Here is a 23,529-nt window from a genome sequence, read left to right on the forward strand (position 1 = left end):
GCTGCGAATCACAGTTCAATCTTAAGCAGATATTCGTACAGATCGGCATCCGTCGTCAGACCTAACTTGTGCATGGCACTTTTTTTCTGTCCACTGATGGTTTGTTTCGAGCGGTGTAGTATTTGGGCGACCTGATTTACCGTCTGCCCCTGTTTCATGAGCCGTAAGACTTCGGTTTCTTTGGGGCTGATAGGTACGTTGTGAGCGTGGCTGTCATCGGCAAGATTTTTAAGCCCCTGAGTCTTGCGGGTTCGTGTCAGGCTTTGCCCCAGCGCCAACGCCTTAAGACAGGCGTTAAGTTCTGTGCTCAGACTCTGTTTATTAATCACGGCCACCACGCCGGAATTCAGCATCAAGTTCGCGATAGCCTGATTTGACAGCACGCTGATAACAATAATCGGCAGTGAGGGATAGGTGCGGCGTAAAAACTGAATCAGGTGTAAACCGTCAGAATGCTGAGTGCCCGGCATGGTTAAGTCAGTAAGCAATAGATCAGGTTGAGCATTTTTGAGCGACGCCAGCAGCTCATCGACGTTGCTCGCGGTGCCACTCAGGGTGTAATCCCTGGCAAACTGCGTCTCCAGGAGCGATTTAAGCCCGAGCAGATAAACGGGATGGTCGTCGGCAATCAGAACTGTTTTCATGTTAGCTGTCTCACTGGCTCGGGTAAGGGCCCTGATAAAGGGTCAGGACGCCGTTCAGGTAGAGGTTTGCGTTGTTGTCGTGGTCACTCAGCAGGGCGATATGCCCCTTACAGAAATCAGAACTGCTTAAAATAAGCCGCACCGGTTGGGTAAATGGCCTTACTGAGGTCTTATTCGCTCCCATAAACCAGGGTGAAAATAATGTTCTGTCATCGGGATGCATACGCCCGAGAATTTGTGCCGGAGTCATGAGTGCTGCCTGCGGTAAAGCGTCAGGCATCTTCAAGACATCGGTCCAGATAACCTTTTGCTGCGTGACGTTTATGCGAAAGGGGTAACTCTTCTGTTCGGCAAAGTTGGCACTCATCAGTAATATTTGGCGCTCGCTTTGCCGTTTTAAAAAATAGAGATCGGTTATCCCGCTTCGCACCAGCAGTGCTGAGATGAATATGGCTAAAAGATAAAGTTGAGAAGCGGTAATACCGTTGTTATCGGAATAGAAACTGTCTGCGAAAGGGCCGCGATTATAAATGGTTGTGATGCTGATAATAAGCGCAATAATGACCTGTAATAGAGCCAGCCTTCGTTCTGTAATAAACAACAACGAAAGCAATATTAGGCCAAAAAGCAAATAAAGTGAGAAATCCACTGTCGGAATATTTTGCTGATAATCGTAATCAGGTAAAAACAGCGCCAACGTAATGAGCAGTATTCCGGTAATCAAAAGTAGGTTCTGGCTTTTAACCCTTTTATTGATAACCAACTGATTAACCATGAAAAGTGGCGCCATTGCCAGGCATCCGGTCGCATTGGAAATGCTCCAGCTTACAAAATGAGAGACGACAGTGGGGTAAGCAAGCATGCGTAAAGCGAACAGGATAGTCATACCGCCGAGTGCGCTGGCGGCCAGAACGATGCTGATAAACAGGGCCATTGCGCTGAGGTTGCTGGCGATACCGCGGCCCTTCATGAGGGTCAACCAAACGTGGGCGCTGAGACAGAGGATAACCAGATTAGTGACGGCAAAAACCAGCGTAATATCCATTGGGCGGTGATGCAGGTAGCTTGCCAGAACGTGCAGTGTGCCCGCGCTAACTAACCATAGCGGCCAACGTGAAAGGGGAGATGAACAAAGAATACCGAGCGTTAAGCCTGCGGGTAACCAAATCGCCGAGGAAAGGCTGCTGCTGTCGCGTGTTTCAAGGCATAGGAAGGCCAGAGCTAAATAACTTAATGAAAATAAAAGCCATTTCAGTGGGAACGCCCATCTGGTCATCAGACTATCTCTTTGCGAGAGGTGAGCTTTCTGGCTCACGAGATCTTAAGTATACAGGCTTAACGCGTTGATATGCTCTAAGGTCAAAATAAGAGCAAATAAATGGGGGGGATTTGTGACTCAGGTCATTCGCTCCTGCCCGAAAGTTATTGAGATCGGGCAAGAGAAGATGCGCTCAGGTGTTAAGGCGAAAGATTAGCGATACAGCGATTTGGCTATCTGACTAATACTTTCCATAAAGCTGTTGCCCAGGGTAGACAGGCTAAAGGGTTTCCTGGCCTGTAACTCAATGGCAGTAATCTCGCCTGGTGCGATTTCTTGCTCTGGGAGTAATGACAGGTCGAGCATGGCGCCATGGCGCGGGATAGTTCTTAGCATCGCCTTCGGCAGATTATTATCGGCAAGCAGATTGCGAAATTTGTGGATCAGTTGATGGTAATTATTATCACTGACCATGCCACCTTGTTCATACCAGACGATATTTATAATATCGTTTTTCTGAGTGACGCCCTTCAGCAGGCAAATAACCAGCCTTTTATGTTTTTCAGTGACTTCAAAGGTTTTGTTATTAATGCTCATTTGATTTCCCTTACAATTAATTATAGGGGAATCAACGAAAGGGTTGTTAAGTAAAATAGATGGTGCAATATATTTTGTATTCACGTTATCACCCAGCTTAATATTATTAAAAGTTTTTAAATAAAATGTACGAAGGTATAAAATGCGTTGCCCTCTTCTGTATCATTTAAATAAGGGTTTTAAGATAACCTTCGATTGTGAAACTGAGCGTATTAAATAGCAAAGCTGGATGTAATACAACGAGATTTCCCGTATGTTGAATTTTTCCGTACTCGTCCTAATCGTTGTTAAAAATTAAATATTACGAGGGTTGGCTGATTGTTTTAATAAATTTCAGAAGTTAAAAGAGGTATTTAAGGGAAGAAACCGGCGCGGCCATGGGGCAGACCGGTTTTATTAAGCTGCCGCAGTTAATCAGGTATCAGCGCAGAGAAGTCTTCTTCATACAATGCCTTGCATTGTTCCATAAACTCCGGGTAGCCGAGCTCTGAGGTCTGGACCTCACGACCCAGCCTTCTTTCCAGATCGGCATGAAACCATTCGAATTCACCGTGCAGTATTCCGGTAAAGCCGGTGAGAATGATGCACTGTTGCTGGGTTAGTTTGGTCACTGGAGATCCTTGATGGAGGGGGTTAACAGTCAGTGGGATGTTTCATCCTCAAGCCTATTTTGCCCCAGGATAGACAGGGATAACAACCCAAAGCGACAGGGGATATTTATCGTTATATTTTTAGGGAAAAGACGAAAAGTGCTCATTCTTTAAACGTGATATTGATCACATTTGCGCTTTTTGCTATTACTAGCGCGAATAGTCAAGGCTTCTTATTTTTGACCGTTTCGGGAAGGCAAATATCTCCCGCAATGTTTCTCGGGAAGGTCAGCGGAAAAGATTTATTGGATTGATTTTTAAGGACAATATGAAGGTTGTAATTATTGCTTGTGCGGCAAGTCTGGCATTTATGGTCATGCTGGATTGGCCGTTCATGATGCACGTTTCTAAATATTAGTGAACGGGATAGGTTTCCTCGTTCTTATCGCGGTGTTCTGAGGTCCTTATGCTGAAATTAGTCATTTATTCCAGTTTGGCTGTACTGCTTGCCAATCTGATCATTGACTTGCCTTTCGTTCTTGAGTCGAGCGGTTACTAACGTCCGACAGCCTACTGGAAACGTCGTCAACCGATAGCCAATTACGCGCATTTATAAAAAATGCTTAAGTTTGTAGGTGCAATCAGAAACCTGCACAGTAAGATGCCGTCGCCAATCAATCCTGCCAACTGTGGTTAGCTCCATCCCGCTGCTTATTTTAAGACAGGTGATTTCCAGCGCCTGTCTCTGTTAACGCGCAACGATATGCAACGGCATATTTTGCTCTAACGCCTTGTCTGGTAAGGTCTAGAACAGCAGTTCCCAAAGGATGATGGCAACAATAGCCAACATGGCAACCATGACTTCTACATCTTGAATGGTAACTTTGCTGTGAGTTTTACCTTGTACAATGTTCATAGTCACTCCTCCATTTGTTAGACAAATAGTGACGCGAATCTGAACATTTTTTTGTGATTTAGATTAAGTTTTATAAAACTAACCGCCTAAATCTTTAAAAAAAATAATGCTTGCGTAATCTTTGATGGCGTGCGTTAATGCACTCCTCGGTTTGTAGTACAGACCTTATGAAAGCAATTTGAGTAAAGTAGTTCACTGTATTAGCGTTATCCTTACTAGATATCTCTTCACCGCGAATTTCCTTCTTTAGTGCCCCATAAGTATCACAACTAAAAAAACAGACCTCCCTCGCCTTATGGCGGTATAAATTTAAAGGAAATTAATATGTCTACTAAAATGACTGGTTTGGTGAAGTGGTTTGACGCTGGTAAAGGTTTTGGTTTTATCTCCCCTGCTGACGGCAGCAAAGACGTGTTCGTACACTTCTCTGCTATCCAGAGCAACGATTTCAAAACTCTTGATGAAGGTCAAAAAGTTGAGTTCTCTATCGAGAACGGCGCTAAAGGCCCATCAGCAGTAAACGTTGTTGCACTGTAATCAGTGAACAGCGAGGCAAACTTACGATAGCGATGATGGTATAGACCGGAGCAGTTAAGTTGGCCCAAACAGAAAAACCCGCCCATAAAGCGGGTTTTTTGCTTTTCTGGGAAAAAGTTTTGAGCGAGAAGCGGCTTAAAGAGCTGCCCTCCGTCATTTTTTTGTAATGATTGAGTCATGTTGATGTGGGACCCCCGGCCATAGACTGGTCCCCATGGTGCAGCAGCATCCTAACATCAACTATCATTAAGGAAAAATCATGAAAAACTCATTTAAAAAACGTCTGATTACTTCGTCTATTACTGCATTACTGTTCGCGGGTGCGGCGGCACCGGCTTTGGCGGCGCCGGTTAAAAATATTGTTCTGGTTCATGGTGCATTTGTGGGCGGTTCGGGCTGGCGTCCTGTGTACGATATTCTGACCCAGGACGGCTATAACGTGACGCTGGTCCAGGAACCGCTGACCTCCTTTAATGATGACGTCACCGCCACCAAACGCATTCTTGATGAGCAAAAGGGTCAGGCTATTCTGGTAGGACACAGCTACGGCGGCGCAATCATTACCGAAGCAGGGAATGATTCACATGTTGCAGGCCTAGTCTATATCGCCGCACACGCTCTCGACGCCGGTGAAACCGAAGCCAGCAACGGTAAGAAGTTCCCAAATTCGGCGCATCCTTTTGCCAAATCAGCAGACGGCTATCTGACCATCAAGCCGCAATACTTCCCGTCCGACTTTGCCGCCGACCTGCCGTTGAAAGAGGCGCAGTTTGAAGCCAACGCGCAGATGCCCACCAACGCCAGCGTCTTCACCGCGAATATTCCTGACCCAGCGTGGAAGGTAAAACCGAGTTGGTATATGGTGGCTGAATCCGACAAAATCATTAATCCCGATCTTGAACGCATGTATGCCGCACGTGCTCACAGCCATAAGGTTGAAATTCCGGGAGCAAGCCACTCGGTATATGAATCTCACCCTAAAGAAGTGGCCGCTTTGATTGAGCAGGCAGCGCAGCACGCACTGAAATAGTCGTAGTGGTTAACCCGGCAGGGCGCAGTCTTATGCGTGCGCCCGCTGTTTTATGCATAACGGGGGAAGCAATGTGAGAATTCTGGTCATTGAAGATGAACCCAAAGCCGGGGAATATATGCGCAGCGGCCTGACAGAGGAAGGATACGTAGTCGATGTGGCGACTAATGGCCTCGACGGTCTGCATCTGGCGCAAGAATTTCTCTACGATCTCATACTGCTCGACGTGATGATGCCTGAAATGGACGGCTGGGAAGTGATGAGACGCCTCGACAAACAGCTGAAAACGCCGGTGCTGTTCCTGACCGCACGCGGCACGCTGGAGGACAAGCTCAAAGGGCTGGACCTCGGTGCCGACGACTATCTGGTTAAACCTTTTTCCTTTGCCGAGCTTTTGGCGCGAATTCGCGTCGCACTGCGCCGTGGAGCACGGGTTAAGCAGGAAGAAATAGTCGAGTTGGCCGACCTGCAGATAGACATTCCCAAACGGCGGGTTATCCGCGCCGGAACGCGTATTACATTGACCAATAAAGAATTTAATTTACTTCAGCTGTTTATGCAGCACGAAGGGCAGGTGCTTTCGCGCTCGGTGATAGCCTCGCGAGTGTGGGACATGAATTTCGACAGCGATACCAACGTCGTCGATGTTGCGGTGCGCCGCCTGCGGCAGAAAATTGACGATCCCTTCGATCTCAAGCTGATCCATACCGTTCACGGCGTCGGTTACCGCTGCGAAGACGAATCATGAAACCTGCCCGCTCACGTCTCAGCGCCTGGCAACACATTTCGCTCACCACGCGTCTGTCGATCATTTTTGCGTTACTTTCATTTATAGTGATCGCCGCCGTCGGTTTTACGCTATATCGCACGCTGGAAAAACAGATCAGTCTCCGCGATGACGGCGCGTTGCTGACCCGCGTAGAACAGATCCGTACTCTGCTTCGTGACGAAGACGTGATCAATCTGATCCACGAGAAACCTCAGTTGTTTGCCAACATGCTGGGCAACCAGGAATCGCTGCTGGTGCTGCGTTTTCCCGGCCAACCCCCGCTTATTGAAGTCAATCCCGGCCATTCACCGGTGCCTGATATTCCCCCTGTTCCTGCCAATAAAGATCTCACGCTTGCGGCAGTTCAGCACAGTGCCTCGCGCGACGACACGCCATTTATCTCGGTCTCTGCCGCGGCACAAACCTCGGATTCGCCGCATGATCTTGAGATTATCAGCGGCCGACTGATGACCGAACGTACGCGGATTTTAGAGGTCTATCGCGAACAGATTTTCCTGCTTGCGCTGGGGGCGGGGGCATTAACTGCGCTATTGGCTTATCTCATTGCCCGGCGCGGGCTTAGCCCACTGCGGCGTCTTGCCGGGCAAACCGCCGAAATTGGCATTCGTAATTTGTCGGTGCGAATTGACAGCACTCAGGCACCGCGAGAGCTGTCGACGCTTATCGAGGCATTTAATGAAATGCTCGACAGGCTGGAGATAAGCTTTACCCAGTTGAGTCAGGTTTCGGCGGATATGGCGCACGATCTCCGCACGCCGATTGGCAATCTGCTTGGGCAAACGGAGGTCGCGCTAAGCCAGCGTCGCGGAGTCGAGTACTATGAGAAACTGTTGGGTTCGAATTTTGAGGAGCTGCTGCGGTTGTCTAAAATGACCGATAACATGCTCTTTTTGGCGCGCGCCGAGCACGCGGACCACGCCATTGAGCGTGCCCAACTTACGCTTGCCGACGAGTTTGAGCGGGTGGGAGAATACTTTGAAGGTCCCGCGGATGAACGTCATGTGAGGCTTAAATTACGCAGCGACGGCAGCGTCTGGGCGGATGCCAACCTGCTGCGCCGCGCGCTGGCAAACCTGTTGGCCAATGCGATTCGTTATGCCGATCCTGGTTCTGAAATCTTGCTGCTGGCCGAGCAAATGCCTAAAGGTACCTGCATCAGCGTGACTAATCTCGGCCCGACTATCGAGTCGCAGCATCTGGCGCGACTCTTTGACAGATTTTATCGCGCCGACGTGTCGCGTAATACCCGATCCCAATCAAGCGGACTGGGTTTGTCTATTGTACGCAGCATCATGAACCTGCATCAGGGGCGTTGGGACGTCACCAGTGAAAACCGCGAGACGCGATTTACGCTGTTTTTCCCGCTGAAAATGCCTGAACCCTTTCCGAAAAATACCCAGAGGGAAAATGACCGTCCAAAATAAAACCTACAGCGATATGCGTTTCGATGACGCCACTTTTTGCGATGAGAAATTGCAAAACTGCCGCTTTATCCGCTGTGATTTTAGCGGCGCTGACTTGTCAGAAAGCGAGTTCATTGACTGTGATTTTTATGATGACAGTCAGCAGGTTGGCTGCTGTTTTCAGCGTGCCAACCTGCGAGAAAGCAGCTTCGTGCGCTGTGATTTGACCATGGCCGATTTTAAACACGTAGAGGCTATTGGCTGCGAAATCCGTGAGTGTAAAGCGTCAGGGGCTGACTTTCGCGGTGCCAGTTTCATGAATATGATCACCAGCCGCTCTTATTTTTGCCGAGCCTATCTCACCAAGAATAATTTTAGCTATGCCAACTTTCAGAAAGTCGTGCTCGAAAAATGCGAATTATGGGAAAACCGTTGGACCGGTGCCAATATACTGGGGGCCAGTTTTAGGGGGTCAGACTTGTCTGGCGGAGAGTTTCATCAAATAGACTGGACGACGGCAGATTTCACCTTTTGCGACTTAACGCGTTCAGAGCTGGGGGATTTAAATATCCGCCGCGTTAGCCTTGACGGAGTGAAGATTGATATATGGCAGCAGGCGCAGTTATTGGAACGGATTGGTCTGATTGTGGTGAGCTCGGTTTAATACGCTATCGCGATAGTGGAAATAAGCGACTATCCTTATGAGTACAGTTAACAGCATAGGGCTATTACCCGTATTTCTTATTGAAAATATCACGGAGCTGACATGTCTTTATCAGAAAATAACAACCGGTACGGTATTATTGCGGTAGATAAGCAGGGTGGTCGCGTATTATTTTTGCATCCAGAAACATTGGAAGTAGAGAAAGTATTAACCGGATTCCCACGCAATCCCCATGAATTGTTGATTATTCCTGAACACGATAAAGCCTATGTGCCGATATTTGGCGACGGCATTCATGGCGATAATCCACATCCTCAGCATCAGGTTGCCGTTATTAGTCTTATCAACCATGAACTCAGCGGATTCATTGAGCTTAGCCCGCTTGAAGCACCGCACACCGCGCGTCTCGGTGCCGATGGCAACGTCTATCTCTGCTGTGAAAATAGCGCCACGATAGCCGTCATCGACCCTAAAACCGATAAAGTTATCCGCCAAATTTCTGTACCTTCAACCTATACGCATCGTCTGAGCGTAACACCGGAAGGAAATAAGTTGTTCACAGACAACGAGGAAGATGCCAGCGTCACGGTCGTAGAATTAAAAAATACTAATGGGAAAGTCATCGATAATATTGACATGCCGGGAGGTGTGAACGGTATTTCCGCTGCACCGCATGCGCCATTTATTGTGACCAGCAATGCCGATAAACCTGAACTAGTTATTATTGATAGCCAAACGCATAAAATTAAAAGATATGTTCCACTGCGTGGGCATAAGAAAGGGGCGCAAATTGTCCGTTTCAGTCAAGATGGTGAATATCTCATTGTGATTGGCGATCAAGAGCCGGTCGCGACCCTGTTTGATGGCGGCCTAAATGAAGTAGCCTGCTTTAACGTCGGTAATAAGCCGATGGACGGTTGCTTCAGTCCGGATAATAAGCGCCTTCTCATCGCTAACGAAGCTGACGGTACGGTGAGTATTATTGATATCGCCAGCAAAAGGGTGATTGCAACCCCGTCCGTGGGGAAAGGCTGTGAGGTTCTGAACTATTTTGTCGAGAAGGCGGCGTAATTTTCCTGCCAACCTTGGTAAATAAAAGCTTTGTTGTTGTCGTTCATTCTGTGAATAATCGGACCAGGTGACTGGTTTGATTATTCAGGGAAAACATGACGCTCAATAACGTTTTATTTACCAACAACGCTCGCCAAGTGGCACTGTTGCCTCGTGCGCGCATTCTGCTGAAACTGCGCACGCAGCCGGTGGTTGGCGCTTTGCTTCTTTCACTGCTCGCAGGATGCAGTTCCGAAAAAAATACCGTCAGCACCCAGCGACCTGAACAGGTACGAGCGGATATTATGTCACTGATGCCGGCCAACGTTGCCGATAAACAGGGATGGGCGAAGGACATCAGCACCGCGTTTATCACGCAAAAAATCGACCCGACGACGGAAAATATCTGCGCCGTATTGGCGGTCACTGAACAAGAATCCAACTTTAACGCCAATGCGCCGGTGCCAGGTTTGGGGAAAATCGCCTGGAAAGAGATAGATAGACGGGCGGCCGAGGTTCATATTCCTGCATTCTTGGTTCATACCGCGCTAAAAATCAACTCTCCCAACGGCAAGTCCTATAGCGATCGCCTGGACAACGTTCGCAGCGAGAAAGAGCTAAGCGCGATTTTCGACGACTTTATCGGCATGGTGCCTATGGGGCAGAAGCTGTTTGGCAACCTTAATCCGGTGCATACCGGCGGCCCGATGCAGGTCAGTGTCGCCTTTGCCGAATCTAAGGCGAGTGGCTACCCGTATCCCATTGACGGCACTATTCGTCGCGAAGTATTTAGCCGCAGAGGGGGCATGTATTTCGGTATCGCGCATTTGCTCGGTTATCCGACGCATTACAGTGAGCCGATTTACCGCTTCGCCGACTATAACGCGGGTTTTTATGCCAGCCGAAATGCAGCCTTTCAGCAGGCGGTGAGTCGTTTATCCGGGGTAAAGTTGGCGCTTGATGGCGACGTGGTGAGCTACAGCGATACGACGGGGAAAACCGAAATGGCCGTGCGCAGGCTGAGTAAAAGGCTGAGTCTGAGTAATTCGGATATTTCTCGCGATCTCAGGCTGGGTGAGTCAATCGATTTTGAGAAGACGCCGACCTGGAAGTTAGTGTTTGCGCTCGCCGATAAAACGGCGGGTAAAAAGGTGCCGCGAGAAATGCTGCCGGGGATTGAGCTAAACAGCCCTAAAATAACCCGAAATCTGACCACCGCCTGGTTTGCCCAGCGCGTGGACGAGCGCAGACGTCAGTGCCTGACTCGAGGTTAACGCGTTATTTTGTTGATAAAATCCACCCTGCATTAATGAACAAATGCAGGGTGTTGATACTTAAATAACGGTTGGCAGCAGAGAAGACACGCAGTTAAGCACGTCAGTGCGGAATTTCTTCGACGCCTCATCAATCTCGCTGGCGTTCAACGCTTCTTTCTCACGTTCCACGAAGGTTTTTACCCCGGTCGTGAAGCTATTTTCAAACTGCGCATTCATGGTGTTGCCGACGCTGCCAAACAGCATGCGCATGGCAGATATTTGAACCAACAGCTCACGGTTGATGCGTTCCAGTTGATCGATTCTTTGGGATAAATTTTCTTCGCTCATTTCAGCCTCCTGTTTAAAACCCGCAAACCCTACCCCAATTTTACTCAATAAGAAACGAGTCCTCGCTTTTTCCTGCCGTTTACTCAAATAATAATGCTTGTTATCCGCTGTTTTTACGGACTCTTTCACCGTTATCAGCGAAGGACACGCACTGGCGTTATCCTTTTTCATTCAGGGAACATGATGAAAATTATAAAAATTCTAAACAATAACGCGGTCATTGCCGTCGATGATTCTCTTCATGAACAGGTCATGATGGGCAAAGGATTGGCTTTCCAAAAAAGAGTCGGCGAACGCCTCGATATGTCGCAGGTCGAGAAGATTTTCTCGCTACAGGGCAATGCGCTTAATGCTCGACTCAGCGAGCTGCTGGCCGAAATTCCGCTGGAGGTGCTGACCACGACCGAAAAAATCATCGATCTTGCGCAGTCGCGTCTTGGGCAGCAGCTTGGTAATAATCTGTATATTGCCCTGACCGATCACTGCCATTTTGCACTTGAACGTTTCAGGCAAGGGATTTCATTGCCCAATGCACTGCTTTGGGATATCAAACGGGTTTACCACCGTGAATTTGCCGTTAGCCTTGAAGCGTTAGACATCATCGAGCAGCGCCTCGGCGTGCGCTTACCTGAGGACGAAGCGGGCTATATCGCACAGCATTTGGTGAAGGGGCAGCTACAGGGCGAGATGTCTGAGGTGGTACAGGTCACACGGATTATTCAGCAAATTATGCACATCGTGAAATACCAGCTGCGCCTCGATTACCGGGAAGATAGCCTGAGTTATCATCGTTTTATTACCCATCTAAAATTTTTCGCCCAGCGAATGCTCAGTAGCATACTGGTCCGTAATGAAGACGAGTCGCTGCACGATGAGGTCAAAAATCTCTATCCTCAAGCCTACCAGTGCGTGCTGACCGTGGAGCGTCATATTCAGAAAAATTATCTTTACGCGCTGACTAAAGAAGAAAAAATGTTTCTGACGATTCACATCGAAAGGGTGCGTAAAGAAACGCTCAATCAGCCAGCGGTTGAAGGGGAGTGATTCGAGAGATCGCTCACAAAATCCAAACGACGGTGAGACGCGTGCTTGAGTAAAGCTTTCTCTCAGGGCATGCTGTTTACCGAAAGTTAGGATTGTTACTGGAAAGCAGGCAAAACCTAAACCGATTTTTTGTTACGGCATTCATGTGCCGCTAACAGGATATCGGTTTAGGTTTTTTTTTGGCCTGAATTCCGGAAAACGCGAGTTATCAAGCCTCATATCTGTACAGGGAAGAAGGTAAACACGATGAAATATAAAGAATTAGCTTCCGAGGTGTTAGGCGGCGTCGGCGGAACGGGGAACGTGGTCAGCCTGGTTCACTGCGCTACGCGCTTGAGATTCAAACTGCGTGACAGTAGCAAAGCGCACACAGAAGCCTTAAAAAAAACGCCCGGCGTCATCATGGTTGTGGAAAGCGGCGGCCAGTATCAGGTGGTCATTGGCAACGATGTCGATCAGGTTTATAAGCCAATAGCAGAGCAGCTCGACGCTTCACCTTCACAGCCTGTGAACAACGAAAGCACCGCTAAAGAAGGGCTGTTGGCTCGGCTTATCGATATTATTTCTGCCATTTTTACGCCATTTATCGGTATCTTGATTGCCGGTGGGGTGCTTAAAGGGCTGCTTTCTATCTCCCTGGCTGCCGGATGGGCGACTCCGCAAAGCGGCACCTATCAGATTCTGTTCGCCGCCAGCGACGCGATGTTTCATTTTCTGCCTATCTTCCTTGGCTATTCTGCCTGTAAAAAATTCCAGGGTAACCCGTTTGTCGGGATGGCCATCGGCGGTGCCTTAACCCATCCGCTGATGCTCGCCGCCTTTACCGCTTCACAGCTGCCGGGCGCGCAGCCGCATCATTTCTTCGGCATACCTGTTGTGATGATCAACTACGGTTCTTCCGTTATTCCGGTGGTGTTGGCCTGCTGGCTCTCTTGCAAAATTGAGCGCGGCGTACATCCTCGCTTGCCCAGTGCGGTGAGAAACTTTGTCACGCCGCTGTTGTGTATCGCGATTGTGGTGCCGCTGACCTTCCTGATTATCGGCCCCGCCGCAACCTGGCTGAGCAATATGCTTGCGCAAGGCTACGAGCTGATTTACGGCTTTAACTCGGTCATTGCCGGCATGTTGATGGGCGGCCTGTGGCAGGTTTGTGTGATGTTCGGCATTCATTGGGGCATCGTGCCTATCATGGTCAATAACCTCAGCGTTGTTGGGCACGACACGCTCATCCCTCTGCTGGTTCCGGCTATTTTCGGGCAGGTTGGCGCAACGTTGGGCATTTTTCTACGCACCAAAGACGCCCAGTTGAAAGGCAATGCGGCTTCGGCAATGGCGGCGGGAATTTGCGGGATCACCGAGCCTGCAGTCTATGGCATTACGTTGCCAAACCGTCGTGCATTTATTTTTGGTTGCGTCGGCGGGGCGATTGGAGCCGGGATCATCGGCTATTTCCAGACGGCGGTTTACTCGTTTGGTTTTGCAAGCATCTTCACGCTGGCCCAGCTTATTCCTCCCACCGGTTTCGACTTCACGGTGGTCGCGGCAATCATTGGCCTGCTGATCTCGCTGACCCTCGCAACGCTGCTGACTTATTTCTTCGGCATGAAGCCCGCCGCGAAACCTCAGGTCCAGGTGCAGGAGGTGGAGCCTGCACCATTGACCTCAACGACCCATGGCGAAGCGGCGCTTGAAAAAATCTATAGTCCGATGAGCGGCCAGCTGCACCCGCTGGAAAACATCAGTGACCCGATTTTTGCCGGTGGTCTGCTGGGCAAAGGGGCGTTCATTACCCCGACGGTAGGGCGTGTGGTATCGCCGATAGACGGCAAGGTCGCCTCATTGTTTAAAACTTTCCATGCTATTGGGCTTGAGTCGCCGCAAGGCGCCGAAATCCTAATCCACGTCGGAATAGACACCGTGAAACTCGACGGAAAATATTTTACCCCGCACGTCAGTGAAGGCGATGAGGTTATTCGCGGACAACTGCTGCTCGAATTCGACGGTGAGGCTATTCGCCGCGAGGGCTACAGCCTGGATACGCCGATTCTGATTACCAATAGCGACGACTTTGCCGACGTCATTATCAATGACGTGCAGGACATTCAAGAAAATACCCCTTTATTGACCTTGGTGCGTTAACACAGGAGAAAGACGATGAGCCAACAATTTCCAAAAAATTTCTTATGGGGCGGGGCGGTAGCGGCCAACCAAGTGGAAGGCGCCTATCTGACCGATGGCAAAGGGCTGTCGACCTCTGACGTGCAGCCAAAAGGTATCTTCGGCGGTGTGGTTGAGCGTGTGGCCGGTGACCGCGGCATCAAAGACGTGGCCATCGACTTTTATCATCGTTATCCGGAAGATATTAAGCTGTTTGCAGAAATGGGATTTAGCTGTTTGCGGACCTCAATCGCCTGGACGCGTATTTTTCCACAGGGCGATGAGCTTGAACCTAACGAGGCCGGTTTGGCATTTTATGACCGCCTGTTCGACGAGATGGCGAAATACAATATTGCGCCACTGGTCACGCTCTCTCACTATGAAATGCCTTATGGCCTGGTGCAGAAGCACGGTGGCTGGGGCAACCGTAAAACTATCGAGTTTTTCGAGCGCTATGCGCGCACCGTTTTCCAGCGCTATCAGCATAAAGTGAAATATTGGCTGACCTTTAATGAGATCAATATGTCACTTCATGCTCCGCTGACCGGCGTGGGTTTGCCGGAAAACAGCTCGAAGCAGGATATTTATCAGGCCATTCACCATCAGTTGGTGGCGAGCGCCAAGGCGGTTAAAGCCTGTCACGAGATAATCCCGGACGCTAAAATCGGCAACATGCTGTTGGGGGGATTGCTGTATCCGCTGAGCAGTAAGCCGGAAGACGTGATGGAGACTTTGCAGCAAAATCGCGAATGGCTGTTCTTCGGCGACGTACAGGTTCGCGGTAGCTACCCGGCTTATATGAAACGTTTCTTCGCCGATCGCGGTATTGAAATCAATATCACCAACGAAGACCGACAGGCGCTGAAATCGACCATCGATTTTATTTCGTTCAGCTACTACATGACGGGCTGCGTGACCACCGACGAAGAGCTTAATCAGAAAGCGCGTGGCAATATTCTTTCTATGGTGCCGAACCCGCATCTGGCAAGTTCCGACTGGGGTTGGCAGATTGACCCACAGGGTATTCGAATTCTGATGAATGAGCTTTACGACCGTTATCAGATACCTCTGTTTATCGTTGAGAATGGATTGGGCGCTTATGATAAGCCGCAGGCTAATGGCGAAATCATCGACGACTACCGTATTTCCTATCTGAACGATCATCTGGTGCAGATTGGTGAGGCGATTCAGGACGGGGTCGAGGTGTTAGGCTATACCAGTTGGGGACCTATCGATCTGGTGAGCGCCTCAAAGGCGGAGTTCTCTAAACGCTATGGCTTCATTTATGTCGACAGAGATGACCAGGGCAATGGCACGCTGGAGCGCCGCCGCAAGAAAAGCTTCTATTGGTATAAAGAAGTGATTCAAAGCAACGGCGCAGCGCTGAAGCGCTAAGCCTCCCTACGACTCATCGGGGTTAAAGGTGACGCCGGTGAGTTGTTCGCTTAACTTCCAGAGCTTGTGCGCAGACTCAGCATCGACCGCCCACGGCATCACGCCATGAAGGGCGTCTTTTTCAATCTTTAGTGTGGCGATGTCGCAGTCTTCGCAGTACACCCCACCTCGACCCTCCAACTGCGGGCTGGTTGCACACCAGACGGCGGTGGCCGCGCCTTGCTCCGGCGTCTTGAATCCAGCTTCTGCGGTGGTTTTTATTTCACCCTGCTCGTTGAGGGCACCCACAACACCATAGTCTTCATGGGCCATAAAGCGCAGTAGTGGGGTAAATATTGCCCCGGGATGCAGGGAGAAAGCGCGTACGCCAACGTTTTTACCCAACGTGTCTAACGCTAGCGCAAACAGAACGTTAGCCGTTTTGGACTGCCCGTATGCCGGCCATTTTTCATAAGGTCGGTGATAATAGTTAGGATCTTCGAAGTGAATGTCTGACAGGCGATGACCGGCGGAAGAGACGCAGACCACGCGGGCCCCGTTTGCCTGTCTTAACGCCGGAAACAGCCGCGCCGTAAGCTGAAAATGCCCCAGATGGTTAGTGGAAAACTGTGACTCATAGCCACGTGCGTCGCGGGTCAGTGGCGCTATCATAATTCCTGCCCCGTTAATCTTCCATCGGTCAGTCTTTGGGTTATGATTCAGACAGTGCGTTTAGTCACGCGTTTAAGCGTATTATGTCCTGCTCACCAAAACAGTATCGCCAGCAGGCCGCTGAGGGTGCGGCTGATTAGCCGACTTCATTCCGGGGGAAAATGCATGAACGCAGAATTACTAAAACAACAAGCGCAGGCAAAGGTTGCATTAATACGCGTAGTGACCTCGCAGGATAAGGATTTCCTGGATATTCATCAGAATATTATCATTGCAAATCATCCAGAATTGGCGATGACAACTTACTGTCTGCCGGAGCAGTATGACGGTATCCATGATGAGCAAACGCTGGCGCTCGCCGTGCCAAAACTTCTGGCTCTCGGCCTTGAGCTGCAAAAATCCTACGATATTCTTTTGATAAGCTGTGCCTCGGATCCGGCGGTAAAACAGCTGCGTCAGTTGCTCAGCATTCCCGTTGTCGGTGCCGGGCAGTCCTGTTGTGAGCAGGCGCTTACCTTCAGCCACAGCGTGGGGGCCATTGGGATCGAACCGCGAGCACCGGCAATATTTTATGAGGTTTTACACGACAGACTGCGCACTTATCGACAGCCGAAGGGCGTAAACTGCACCCACGATATTCATAGCGAGGCGGGCAAAGCGGCGATTATCGAGGCGGTGCTGGGCTGTGAAAAAGACGGCGCTAAGGTGGTTGCTTTGGCCTGCACCGGCATGGCCACTACCGACGTTGCCGCGCTGGTGGCCCCTTATACCTCAATACCGGTGGTGAACCCGGTCTTGGCGGCCGGACTTGCCGTCAGGAAATTACTAAACAGTTAACGTGGACGAGAGGTTTTCATGGGCTGGAGACAGGAAATTCAGCAGGCTTACGATAATGCACAGTCCAGAACCGAGGCGCTGTGGCAAAAGTCTGCGGATATAGGTGTGCGGCGTGCCACGCCATTTTTTCATCCTACGCTGCTGTGTCAAACCATCGCCATTAAACCTCCGCTGAACTCTAAAATTCTCGCACTGCTGGCTCAGCTCAGGCAGCTAACCGAAGGCGATTCGCTCGCCGAGGTGATGTCATCGGAGGCGATACACTTTACCTATCTGGCTATTGGGACGCAGAAATACGGACCGGAAAAGGCCCAGGATATCAGCCCCGACTTGCTGACTATTTTCGAACAATGCTGCGCCGACCAGCCAGTGCATATCTCCGGGCTGAGGTTATTAGCGCTTGCAGATCAAATTTTGCTGGCCGGTTTTCCCGACGAGCACAGCTACTGGCGCAGGCAGGATCTTACGGCCAGAGTGCTCGGGTCGAGCGTGCGCGAAGAAGTCTTAGCCTGCCATAAAGGCGCCATACCGCAGGTTTTTTGGCACAGCACGCTGTTGCGCTATAACGCCGAAAGAATGCCAACCGCGCTGCGTCAGTTTGTTATCGACCATATTGCCGATGATTATGGTGAAGTTTTATCCACTCTGCGGCTAGTACTTACGGACTACAGATGGGAGAGGACTCTCTACCTGCGATAGTGCTGTGTCGAGAGCAAAAAATTTCCAGAAAACACAAGTGGTAAAGCGAGTAACTATTAGCAGAGCAATTATTGTTAAAAACCAAACTGCCAGAGGCGTATTATCAGACTCATCCCCTTGCAGAGCTAACGCCGTTTTAAACGAGTGCCGGAGATAAGCGCCGGGAAAGGGGATTAATCAAAAAGGCCTGTCATTATGACAGGCCTTTTTGTTGTCTTTCATTCTGAAAGATTGGGGAATCTTTGCCGAAAAATGGGTAAAAAAAAGCCCGCACATCGGCGGGCAAATAACAGGGGTACTACAGGGTTTCTACACAACAGGGTTCTTACAGGGGTATCACAACTGCCTACTACATTACTGGTTCACACATTCACACAGGGACATCACTTTCTCTCGATGAATTTAAGATACCAAACCTAATGTATGGTTTTGTCATCGTCCGGTAAGGTTAAGAATCGATGTGTAAAGCGCAGTATTGGCATTTTAGGCAGAAAAAAGGCTTACTTTTCATGTAAGCCTTTGGATAAGGGGAAAGTGTCAGTTAATGACAGGGCACGACTTTAATAGCCAGACCGCCGCGCGAGGTTTCACGGTATTTGGCGTTCATGTCTTTACCGGTTTCGTACATGGTTTCAATGACTTTATCGAGGCAAACCTGTGGCTTACAGGTGCGACGCAACGCCATTCTTGATGCGTTAACGGCCTTGACCGACGAAATAGCATTGCGCTCGATGCAAGGAACCTGGACTTGCCCGGCGACCGGATCGCAGGTGAGCCCGAGGTGATGTTCCATCGCGATTTCGGCAGCGATAAATACCTGAACCGTGTTACCGCCCAGCAATTCTGTGAGGCCTGCCGCTGCCATCGAGCATGCGACGCCGACTTCTCCCTGACAGCCCACTTCGGCGCCGGAAATCGAGGCATTCATCTTGAATAATGCGCCCACCGCACCGGCAGCGAGGAAGAAACGCCCGCTGGCGTCCGGGCTGAGTGGGCGAATAAACTGGTCGTAGTAGGTCAATACGGCAGGAATTATCCCGCATGCACCATTGGTCGGCGCAGTCACGACCCGGCCTCCCGCCGCATTTTCTTCATTAACCGCCATCGCGTACATGTTTATCCAGTCGACAACGCCCATGGGGTCGATGCTGTTTTTACCCTGTGTCACCAGAATATTACGCAGCGCCGCAGCGCGTCGTCTGACTTTCATCGGACCCGGCAGCATGCCTTCGGTGTGGATTCCTCGCTCGATGCCTTCTTTCATAACCTGCCAGATGGCGGCAAAGTGTGCCTCAATCGACGATTTGTCGTTTAGCGCCAGCTCGTTCTGCATCATGACGGCCGAGAGTGAAAGACCTGACTCGTCGCAGTGTTTCTGTAAATCTGCCGCTGAATTAAACGGATAGGGCACCGTCACGGGATTCATTTCACTCTCGCCGAACTCGGCATCGGTGACAATAAATCCGCCGCCGATAGAGTAATAGGTCTGGCTGTGTAGCAACGTATCCTGAGCGTAGGCGCTTATCTTCATGCCATTTTCATGGCGCGGCAGATTGTTGTCGTGAAACTTCAGGCTGTCCGGCAACACAAAGTCGACCTCTTTACCGAAAGCAGTCAGAGGCAGGCGACCACTAAGCTGAACCTGGGCAATAAACGGTGCGATTGAATCGATATCAACAGAATCGGGGAGATTGCCCGCGAGACCCATAATGATGGCGATATCGGTATGGTGTCCTTTCCCCGTCAGTGACAGAGAGCCATAGACATCCACCTGCAGGCGCGTAGTGCTTGCCAGCAAACCTGCTGCGGCGAGCTCATCCATAAAAGCCTTACCCGCTTTCATTGGGCCGACGGTATGCGAGCTTGACGGGCCGATACCAATTTTAAAAATGTCGAAAACGCTAATCATTGTGGTCCCCTCGGGCTTGCTGCATTAACCGAACAGGCTATAAACAATCGCAGACATTGCGATCAGGCCCATTATGACGATAAAGCCGTTGCTGATATGACCTGAATACTTTCTCATCGCCGGGACTTTGCGAATCGCATACATCGGCATAAGGAACAGCAGCATCGCGATGATTGGGCCGCCCAGTGTTTCAATCAGGCCCAGAATACTTGGGTTCAACGTGGAGATTGCCCAGGTTGAAAGCAGCATGAATACTGCCGTAATGCGATTCATTTTCGCGCTGCTGATTGTCTTGCCGCGGCTGCGCAGTGATTTGGTCACGATGCCGTTAAAGCCTTCGCGCGCGCCCAGGTAGTGGCCGAGGAACGACTTGGTGATAGCGATAAAGGCGATGACCGGGGCAATATAGGCGATAAGCGGTGTCTGAAAATGGTTGGCGAGGTAGGAAAGAATTGAGATGTTCTGTTTTTTGGCTTCCATCAGGTCAGCAGGAGAGAGGCTAAATACGCAGCTGAACACAAAGAACATCACCGTGACAACCATCATCAGCGTACTGAAAGTGAGGATTTTAGAGCATTTTTTCTCTGCTTCGTCGCCATATTCCTTGCGTTTTGCCACGGCGAAAGAGGAGATAATCGGCGAATGGTTAAATGAGAAAACCATCACCGGAATAACCAGCCACAGCGTCATCAACATGCCGCGACCTACATCGCCTGTGGTGGATGAAACGTGGGTGAAAATAGAGGTATTCCAGTGCGGAATGAGATAAAGCGACAGCGCCATTAAAACAATAACAAAGGGATAAACAAGAATGCTCATTGCCTTAACAATAAGATGCTCGCCAAAGTGAACCAGAGCCATCAATGCAACAATTAATATCAATGCTAATAACGCACGGGGCGGAGCATTCATATGCATTTGATGGGTGATGAAACTTTCAACAGTATTAGTTATTGCGACGCTGTAAACTAATAATATTGGGAAAATAGCAAAGAAGTAGAGCAAGGTAATAAACTTGCCCGCGGTAATTCCGAAATGCTCTTCCACAACTTCCGTAATATCCTGCCCAGCATTCTTACCTGATAAAACAAATCGGGTGAGGCCGCGATGGGCATAAAAGGTCATTGGAAAAGCCAGAATAACCATGATAATTAGTGGAATAAGGCCACCAATTCCGGCGTTGATTGGCAGGAAAAGCACGCCAGCGCCGATTGCCGTCCCGTACAACCCCAACATCCACATGGTGTCAGTTTTACGCCAAGCGCCGGTGTTTTCTACGCCTTCCTGGGCAAGTACTTCTACTTGAGAATTGCTCATATAACCTCTGGTGAACAAAATTACGTCATCTCAAAATGAGAGACTGAGTCACAATATTAAAAGCTGCCGTCACTACAATGAGGCAGATTTTGGATGGCGGGATGATACTCATGAGGAGTATGAATGTCCGTGATTTGGATCACCTATGGATTAATATAGGGGTAATTTCATACTTGTACGAGAATCGTACTGGGTTTGATTTGATATAAAGATTAATTAACGTTTTATTCATTTTCAATTGCCATACAGGATGCTAAAAATATTCGAATGCAGAGTAGCATAAACCTTATTTCCCTTAAATTGAGAAACACCGTTCTGGCAACAATAATTGAATAACTAATTTCTGAAGTGATTGTATTAAAGGAAATTACCGGCGATTATTGCCCAAGGAGACAAGCCGTGAAATATCCTGAATCGATCTTAATTAGAGATTCAGGAAGAGATAGCAGCGGGGTGTTATTTGAACAGTTCGTTATTGCCGAACAGTTTATTGTTGTTACTGCTTTGGATGCTAGTCAGGCAGTGGGCAGACGACAAATGCGTGGTTTGGCCCGACGGATTGGCCATATCTTGATGGTCTGTGCTCTGATTAAACGCATTATGTTCCACGCAAGGCTGAGCGGGGGCACTTAAAGGAACTTCTGCGGCCTGTGCGTAAAACGCGGTGCCTGCCAGCAACAGGATAGTGGTCAAAATTTTACAGCGGGTCATTTTGGGTGTCCGAAAACAAAGAAAAACGGGAGCCATGGCTCCCGTTTGTCATAAGAAAAGGTCAGAAAACGGGCTACACATGTTGCAGCGTATTCTGCTCCTGAAGTTCTTTGTTCGGTAGGCGAATCGTGGCAGAAATCGCAAGGGAGATAATTAATAGCACAGTAATCAAGCTGAAGGTCACTACAAATCCGCCGAACAGTGAGGCGATAAGTGAACCCAGCACGCTACCGATACCAAATCCTAGATAAAGCAGGCCATAGTTTTTGGTCAGATTGTTTAGGCCAAAGAAGTCGCTTACCAGTGAAGGATACACGGTAATAGTACCGCCAAAGCTAAAGGCGACGCAGGCGACCGAGGCGAAGAAGGTGGCTTCATTCATATGAGTGAAGAGCAGAATACTCATGCCGACCAGTGAAATAACCTGTGCTAGAGAAATCACGCGAATACGGGCCATTTTATCTGACAGCACGCCCAGAATCAGACGACCGCTGAGGTTGGCGATAGCGATTACCGTTACCGCGTTGGCGGCAGTCATTGCGCTGAGGTGCACCATGCCCTGGCCGATATCTTTTGCCACGCCAATAACGTACAGGCCACTCATGCAGGCGGTCAGGAACATGAGTGCCAGCATCCAGTACTGAGGCACACGTATTGCTTCGGCAAGACTGAAGTCTCGCGGCTGTTCCTGATGGTTGTTAACGACTTTCGCTTCCTGACGTGGCGCATCCGTCATCATCAGCCCCCCGATAACGATCATGGTCATCGCCAGCAGCCCCCAGATAATAAAGGTGTGCTCGAGTGAGTTAACGCTTAGCAGATAGCCGCAGATAAATTTGAAACCAAGGCTGCCCAGGCCATAAGCCCCGATAGCGCAGGCGGATACCACGCCTTTACGTTCTGGGAACCATTTGACGCAGTTGGACAACGACATCAGGTAGCCTGCGCCGTCGGCCAGACCGACCAGCACGCCTGCGCTGAGGTAAAGCATGGCCAGGCTATTGGAGTGTGCGGTCAGGAAAAAACCGACCGCCATTAATACTCCCGCGGCGAGGGTGACTTTTTTGACGCCGTAGCGCTCCTGCAGTTTTCCGGCAACGGAAGAGGCGACCGCCAGGCCGAGGCTCAGGAGTCCAAAAGAGAAGGCGACGCGGCTGATGGGTTCGTCGAGCTTGGCAGAAAGCTGGCCGTTGAACAGGCTCCATGTATAAACCGAGCCTAGCGCGAACATGGTGATGATGGTGCCTATCAGCGTCATCCAGCGAGTACGGTTGAGATTGGCCACGGCAACATTAGACTGCGTTCCGGTACGTGTAAGGCCTGACTTATCACTCATAGTGGGCTCTCCCGAGCGAAACTGATGCGTTTAAATTGGCGCTATGATAAGTCCTAATCGGTGAGTTGAATCGTTTCAGGCATGAAATGCCTCAGAGGAGGAATGAAGTGCATAAATATCGGTATGAATGACCTGATTTAGCCTGAGAAAAGCCTGGTTTTCCCCTGAGAATGGCCTTGCAGGCCGCGTCAGCTCTGGGTTTTTGTTGATCTAAATCACGCTTGATTCATTTAGCATTTCAGCAGGATGACGCGTAACGCTGTTTTCGGGCCCCGATCGTTTGTTTATCTCAAAACAGGGATTAGTTTTGCAGAAAACTTCGTTCTTGAAAAAGCCATCACTCTTTATTCTTTAAGTTATTGCTTATAACTAATTAATGAAGAGAGTCTT

General features: G+C 49.6%; 23 protein-coding genes. 14 read left to right on the forward strand and 9 right to left on the reverse strand.

Annotated features, from left to right (window positions below; genetic code table 11):
• Positions 1 to 8: 8 nt before the first annotated feature.
• The 4 genes from O1V65_RS00765 to O1V65_RS00780 form a co-directional block, all read right to left on the reverse strand.
• The gene (locus tag O1V65_RS00765; RefSeq protein WP_017490240.1) at positions 9 to 644 is read right to left on the reverse strand and encodes a response regulator; all 636 of its coding nucleotides are present in this window, start codon (positions 642 to 644) and stop codon (positions 9 to 11) included.
• A 10-nt stretch (positions 645 to 654) separates the two neighbouring features.
• Positions 655 to 1,920 carry an MASE1 domain-containing protein gene (locus tag O1V65_RS00770; protein ID WP_269130084.1) on the reverse strand — a complete coding sequence of 422 codons (1,266 nt, stop codon included), beginning with the start codon at positions 1,918 to 1,920 and terminating at the stop codon, positions 655 to 657.
• Positions 1,921 to 2,115: 195 nt separating this feature from the next.
• Positions 2,116 to 2,499 (reverse strand): winged helix-turn-helix domain-containing protein, encoded by a 384-nt coding sequence (locus tag O1V65_RS00775; protein WP_017490238.1) that lies wholly within the window; start codon positions 2,497 to 2,499, stop codon positions 2,116 to 2,118.
• A 410-nt stretch (positions 2,500 to 2,909) separates the two neighbouring features.
• Positions 2,910 to 3,110: a DUF7736 domain-containing protein gene (locus O1V65_RS00780; protein ID WP_017490237.1), complete on the reverse strand. Its 201-nt coding sequence runs from the start codon at positions 3,108 to 3,110 to the stop codon at positions 2,910 to 2,912.
• 1,219 nt (positions 3,111 to 4,329) lie between these two features.
• On the opposite strand from O1V65_RS00780, the gene cspE reads away from it, so the two are divergent.
• From cspE to O1V65_RS00815, 7 genes are all read left to right on the forward strand, one after another.
• Positions 4,330 to 4,542, forward strand: a complete 213-nt coding sequence (gene cspE, locus O1V65_RS00785) for a transcription antiterminator/RNA stability regulator CspE (RefSeq protein WP_017490235.1) — start codon at positions 4,330 to 4,332, stop codon at positions 4,540 to 4,542.
• A 259-nt stretch (positions 4,543 to 4,801) separates the two neighbouring features.
• Complete coding sequence (locus O1V65_RS00790) at positions 4,802 to 5,572, forward strand: alpha/beta hydrolase (RefSeq protein ID WP_017490234.1); 771 nt, start codon at positions 4,802 to 4,804, stop codon at positions 5,570 to 5,572.
• A 73-nt stretch (positions 5,573 to 5,645) separates the two neighbouring features.
• Positions 5,646 to 6,320, forward strand: coding sequence for a heavy metal response regulator transcription factor (locus tag O1V65_RS00795; RefSeq protein WP_269130085.1), 675 nt, complete (start codon positions 5,646 to 5,648; stop codon positions 6,318 to 6,320).
• On the forward strand, positions 6,317 to 7,786 hold the full coding sequence (locus tag O1V65_RS00800) for a heavy metal sensor histidine kinase (protein WP_017490232.1): 1,470 nt from the start codon (positions 6,317 to 6,319) through the stop codon (positions 7,784 to 7,786). The genes O1V65_RS00795 and O1V65_RS00800 overlap by 4 nt, the downstream gene beginning before the upstream one ends.
• A 13-nt stretch (positions 7,787 to 7,799) precedes the next feature.
• The gene (locus O1V65_RS00805) at positions 7,800 to 8,429 is read left to right on the forward strand and encodes a Qnr family pentapeptide repeat protein (protein ID WP_139802780.1); all 630 of its coding nucleotides are present in this window, start codon (positions 7,800 to 7,802) and stop codon (positions 8,427 to 8,429) included.
• 102 nt (positions 8,430 to 8,531) lie between these two features.
• Positions 8,532 to 9,500 carry a beta-propeller fold lactonase family protein gene (locus tag O1V65_RS00810; protein WP_165429285.1) on the forward strand — a complete coding sequence of 323 codons (969 nt, stop codon included), beginning with the start codon at positions 8,532 to 8,534 and terminating at the stop codon, positions 9,498 to 9,500.
• A 95-nt stretch (positions 9,501 to 9,595) separates the two neighbouring features.
• On the forward strand, positions 9,596 to 10,753 hold the full coding sequence (locus tag O1V65_RS00815) for a DUF1615 domain-containing protein (RefSeq protein ID WP_269130086.1): 1,158 nt from the start codon (positions 9,596 to 9,598) through the stop codon (positions 10,751 to 10,753).
• 60 nt (positions 10,754 to 10,813) lie between these two features.
• Here the strand turns inward: O1V65_RS00815 and O1V65_RS00820 are convergent, their stop codons facing one another.
• On the reverse strand, positions 10,814 to 11,083 hold the full coding sequence (locus tag O1V65_RS00820) for a hypothetical protein (protein ID WP_192504017.1): 270 nt from the start codon (positions 11,081 to 11,083) through the stop codon (positions 10,814 to 10,816).
• A gap of 183 nt (positions 11,084 to 11,266) precedes the next feature.
• Here O1V65_RS00820 and licT point away from each other — a divergent pair, with 183 nt between their 5' ends.
• The 3 genes from licT to O1V65_RS00835 all read left to right on the forward strand — a co-directional run bounded on the left by licT (position 11,267) and on the right by O1V65_RS00835 (position 15,679).
• Entirely contained in the window at positions 11,267 to 12,127 is an 861-nt protein-coding gene (licT, locus tag O1V65_RS00825) for a BglG family transcription antiterminator LicT (protein ID WP_269130087.1), read from the forward strand.
• A gap of 246 nt (positions 12,128 to 12,373) precedes the next feature.
• Positions 12,374 to 14,266 carry a PTS beta-glucoside transporter subunit IIABC gene (bglF, locus tag O1V65_RS00830; RefSeq protein ID WP_084912143.1) on the forward strand — a complete coding sequence of 631 codons (1,893 nt, stop codon included), beginning with the start codon at positions 12,374 to 12,376 and terminating at the stop codon, positions 14,264 to 14,266.
• 15 nt (positions 14,267 to 14,281) lie between these two features.
• Entirely contained in the window at positions 14,282 to 15,679 is a 1,398-nt protein-coding gene (locus O1V65_RS00835; RefSeq protein WP_227955805.1) for a glycoside hydrolase family 1 protein, read from the forward strand.
• A 6-nt stretch (positions 15,680 to 15,685) separates the two neighbouring features.
• Here O1V65_RS00835 and O1V65_RS00840 read toward each other — a convergent pair whose 3' ends face one another.
• A complete protein-coding gene (locus tag O1V65_RS00840; protein WP_265578413.1) occupies positions 15,686 to 16,330 on the reverse strand; it encodes an SDR family NAD(P)-dependent oxidoreductase in 645 nt (214 codons plus the stop codon).
• A gap of 23 nt (positions 16,331 to 16,353) precedes the next feature.
• Between O1V65_RS00840 and O1V65_RS00845 the strand changes: the two genes are divergently transcribed.
• From O1V65_RS00845 to O1V65_RS00855, 3 genes are read left to right on the forward strand one after another with little or no spacing between them, the layout of a single operon-like run.
• The gene (locus tag O1V65_RS00845; RefSeq protein ID WP_081601381.1) at positions 16,354 to 16,470 is read left to right on the forward strand and encodes an AraC family transcriptional regulator; all 117 of its coding nucleotides are present in this window, start codon (positions 16,354 to 16,356) and stop codon (positions 16,468 to 16,470) included.
• A gap of 25 nt (positions 16,471 to 16,495) precedes the next feature.
• Complete coding sequence (locus tag O1V65_RS00850) at positions 16,496 to 17,167, forward strand: aspartate/glutamate racemase family protein (RefSeq protein WP_269130088.1); 672 nt, start codon at positions 16,496 to 16,498, stop codon at positions 17,165 to 17,167.
• A gap of 18 nt (positions 17,168 to 17,185) precedes the next feature.
• Positions 17,186 to 17,866 carry a hypothetical protein gene (locus O1V65_RS00855; protein WP_017490222.1) on the forward strand — a complete coding sequence of 227 codons (681 nt, stop codon included), beginning with the start codon at positions 17,186 to 17,188 and terminating at the stop codon, positions 17,864 to 17,866.
• Between the two features lie 541 nt (positions 17,867 to 18,407).
• Here the strand turns inward: O1V65_RS00855 and O1V65_RS00860 are convergent.
• Together O1V65_RS00860 and O1V65_RS00865 are read right to left on the reverse strand one after the other, a co-directional pair.
• Positions 18,408 to 19,775 carry an L-serine ammonia-lyase gene (locus tag O1V65_RS00860; protein WP_017490221.1) on the reverse strand — a complete coding sequence of 456 codons (1,368 nt, stop codon included), beginning with the start codon at positions 19,773 to 19,775 and terminating at the stop codon, positions 18,408 to 18,410.
• A 24-nt stretch (positions 19,776 to 19,799) separates the two neighbouring features.
• Positions 19,800 to 21,092, reverse strand: a complete 1,293-nt coding sequence (locus tag O1V65_RS00865) for an HAAAP family serine/threonine permease (protein WP_017490220.1) — start codon at positions 21,090 to 21,092, stop codon at positions 19,800 to 19,802.
• 399 nt (positions 21,093 to 21,491) lie between these two features.
• Between O1V65_RS00865 and O1V65_RS00870 the strand changes: the two genes are divergently transcribed.
• Complete coding sequence (locus O1V65_RS00870) at positions 21,492 to 21,725, forward strand: hypothetical protein (RefSeq protein ID WP_139802777.1); 234 nt, start codon at positions 21,492 to 21,494, stop codon at positions 21,723 to 21,725.
• A gap of 151 nt (positions 21,726 to 21,876) precedes the next feature.
• On the opposite strand, the gene O1V65_RS00875 is transcribed toward O1V65_RS00870, so the two are convergent.
• Positions 21,877 to 23,139: an L-lactate MFS transporter gene (locus O1V65_RS00875; protein ID WP_017490218.1), complete on the reverse strand. Its 1,263-nt coding sequence runs from the start codon at positions 23,137 to 23,139 to the stop codon at positions 21,877 to 21,879.
• Between the last annotated feature and the right edge of the window lie 390 nt (positions 23,140 to 23,529).

Origin of the sequence: Rouxiella badensis (assembly GCF_026967515.2) — a bacterium.
Classification (GTDB): Bacteria; Pseudomonadota; Gammaproteobacteria; order Enterobacterales; family Enterobacteriaceae; genus Rouxiella; species Rouxiella badensis.

Coding starts and splice junctions, on each gene's coding strand:
- O1V65_RS00800 (WP_017490232.1), top strand. CDS start 6,317: ATGAAACCTGCCCGCTCACGTCTCAGCGCCTGGCAACACATTTCGCTC.
- O1V65_RS00805 (WP_139802780.1), top strand. CDS start 7,800: ATGCGTTTCGATGACGCCACTTTTTGCGATGAGAAATTGCAAAACTGC.
- O1V65_RS00850 (WP_269130088.1), top strand. CDS start 16,496: ATGAACGCAGAATTACTAAAACAACAAGCGCAGGCAAAGGTTGCATTA.
- O1V65_RS00820 (WP_192504017.1), bottom strand. CDS start 11,083: ATGAGCGAAGAAAATTTATCCCAAAGAATCGATCAACTGGAACGCATC.
- O1V65_RS00860 (WP_017490221.1), bottom strand. CDS start 19,775: ATGATTAGCGTTTTCGACATTTTTAAAATTGGTATCGGCCCGTCAAGC.
- O1V65_RS00835 (WP_227955805.1), top strand. CDS start 14,282: ATGAGCCAACAATTTCCAAAAAATTTCTTATGGGGCGGGGCGGTAGCG.
- O1V65_RS00765 (WP_017490240.1), bottom strand. CDS start 644: ATGAAAACAGTTCTGATTGCCGACGACCATCCCGTTTATCTGCTCGGG.
- O1V65_RS00810 (WP_165429285.1), top strand. CDS start 8,532: ATGTCTTTATCAGAAAATAACAACCGGTACGGTATTATTGCGGTAGAT.
- licT (WP_269130087.1), top strand. CDS start 11,267: ATGAAAATTATAAAAATTCTAAACAATAACGCGGTCATTGCCGTCGAT.
- O1V65_RS00815 (WP_269130086.1), top strand. CDS start 9,596: ATGACGCTCAATAACGTTTTATTTACCAACAACGCTCGCCAAGTGGCA.
- O1V65_RS00855 (WP_017490222.1), top strand. CDS start 17,186: ATGGGCTGGAGACAGGAAATTCAGCAGGCTTACGATAATGCACAGTCC.
- O1V65_RS00790 (WP_017490234.1), top strand. CDS start 4,802: ATGAAAAACTCATTTAAAAAACGTCTGATTACTTCGTCTATTACTGCA.
- O1V65_RS00840 (WP_265578413.1), bottom strand. CDS start 16,330: ATGATAGCGCCACTGACCCGCGACGCACGTGGCTATGAGTCACAGTTT.
- O1V65_RS00865 (WP_017490220.1), bottom strand. CDS start 21,092: ATGAGCAATTCTCAAGTAGAAGTACTTGCCCAGGAAGGCGTAGAAAAC.
- bglF (WP_084912143.1), top strand. CDS start 12,374: ATGAAATATAAAGAATTAGCTTCCGAGGTGTTAGGCGGCGTCGGCGGA.
- cspE (WP_017490235.1), top strand. CDS start 4,330: ATGTCTACTAAAATGACTGGTTTGGTGAAGTGGTTTGACGCTGGTAAA.
- O1V65_RS00875 (WP_017490218.1), bottom strand. CDS start 23,139: ATGAGTGATAAGTCAGGCCTTACACGTACCGGAACGCAGTCTAATGTT.
- O1V65_RS00775 (WP_017490238.1), bottom strand. CDS start 2,499: ATGAGCATTAATAACAAAACCTTTGAAGTCACTGAAAAACATAAAAGG.
- O1V65_RS00770 (WP_269130084.1), bottom strand. CDS start 1,920: ATGACCAGATGGGCGTTCCCACTGAAATGGCTTTTATTTTCATTAAGT.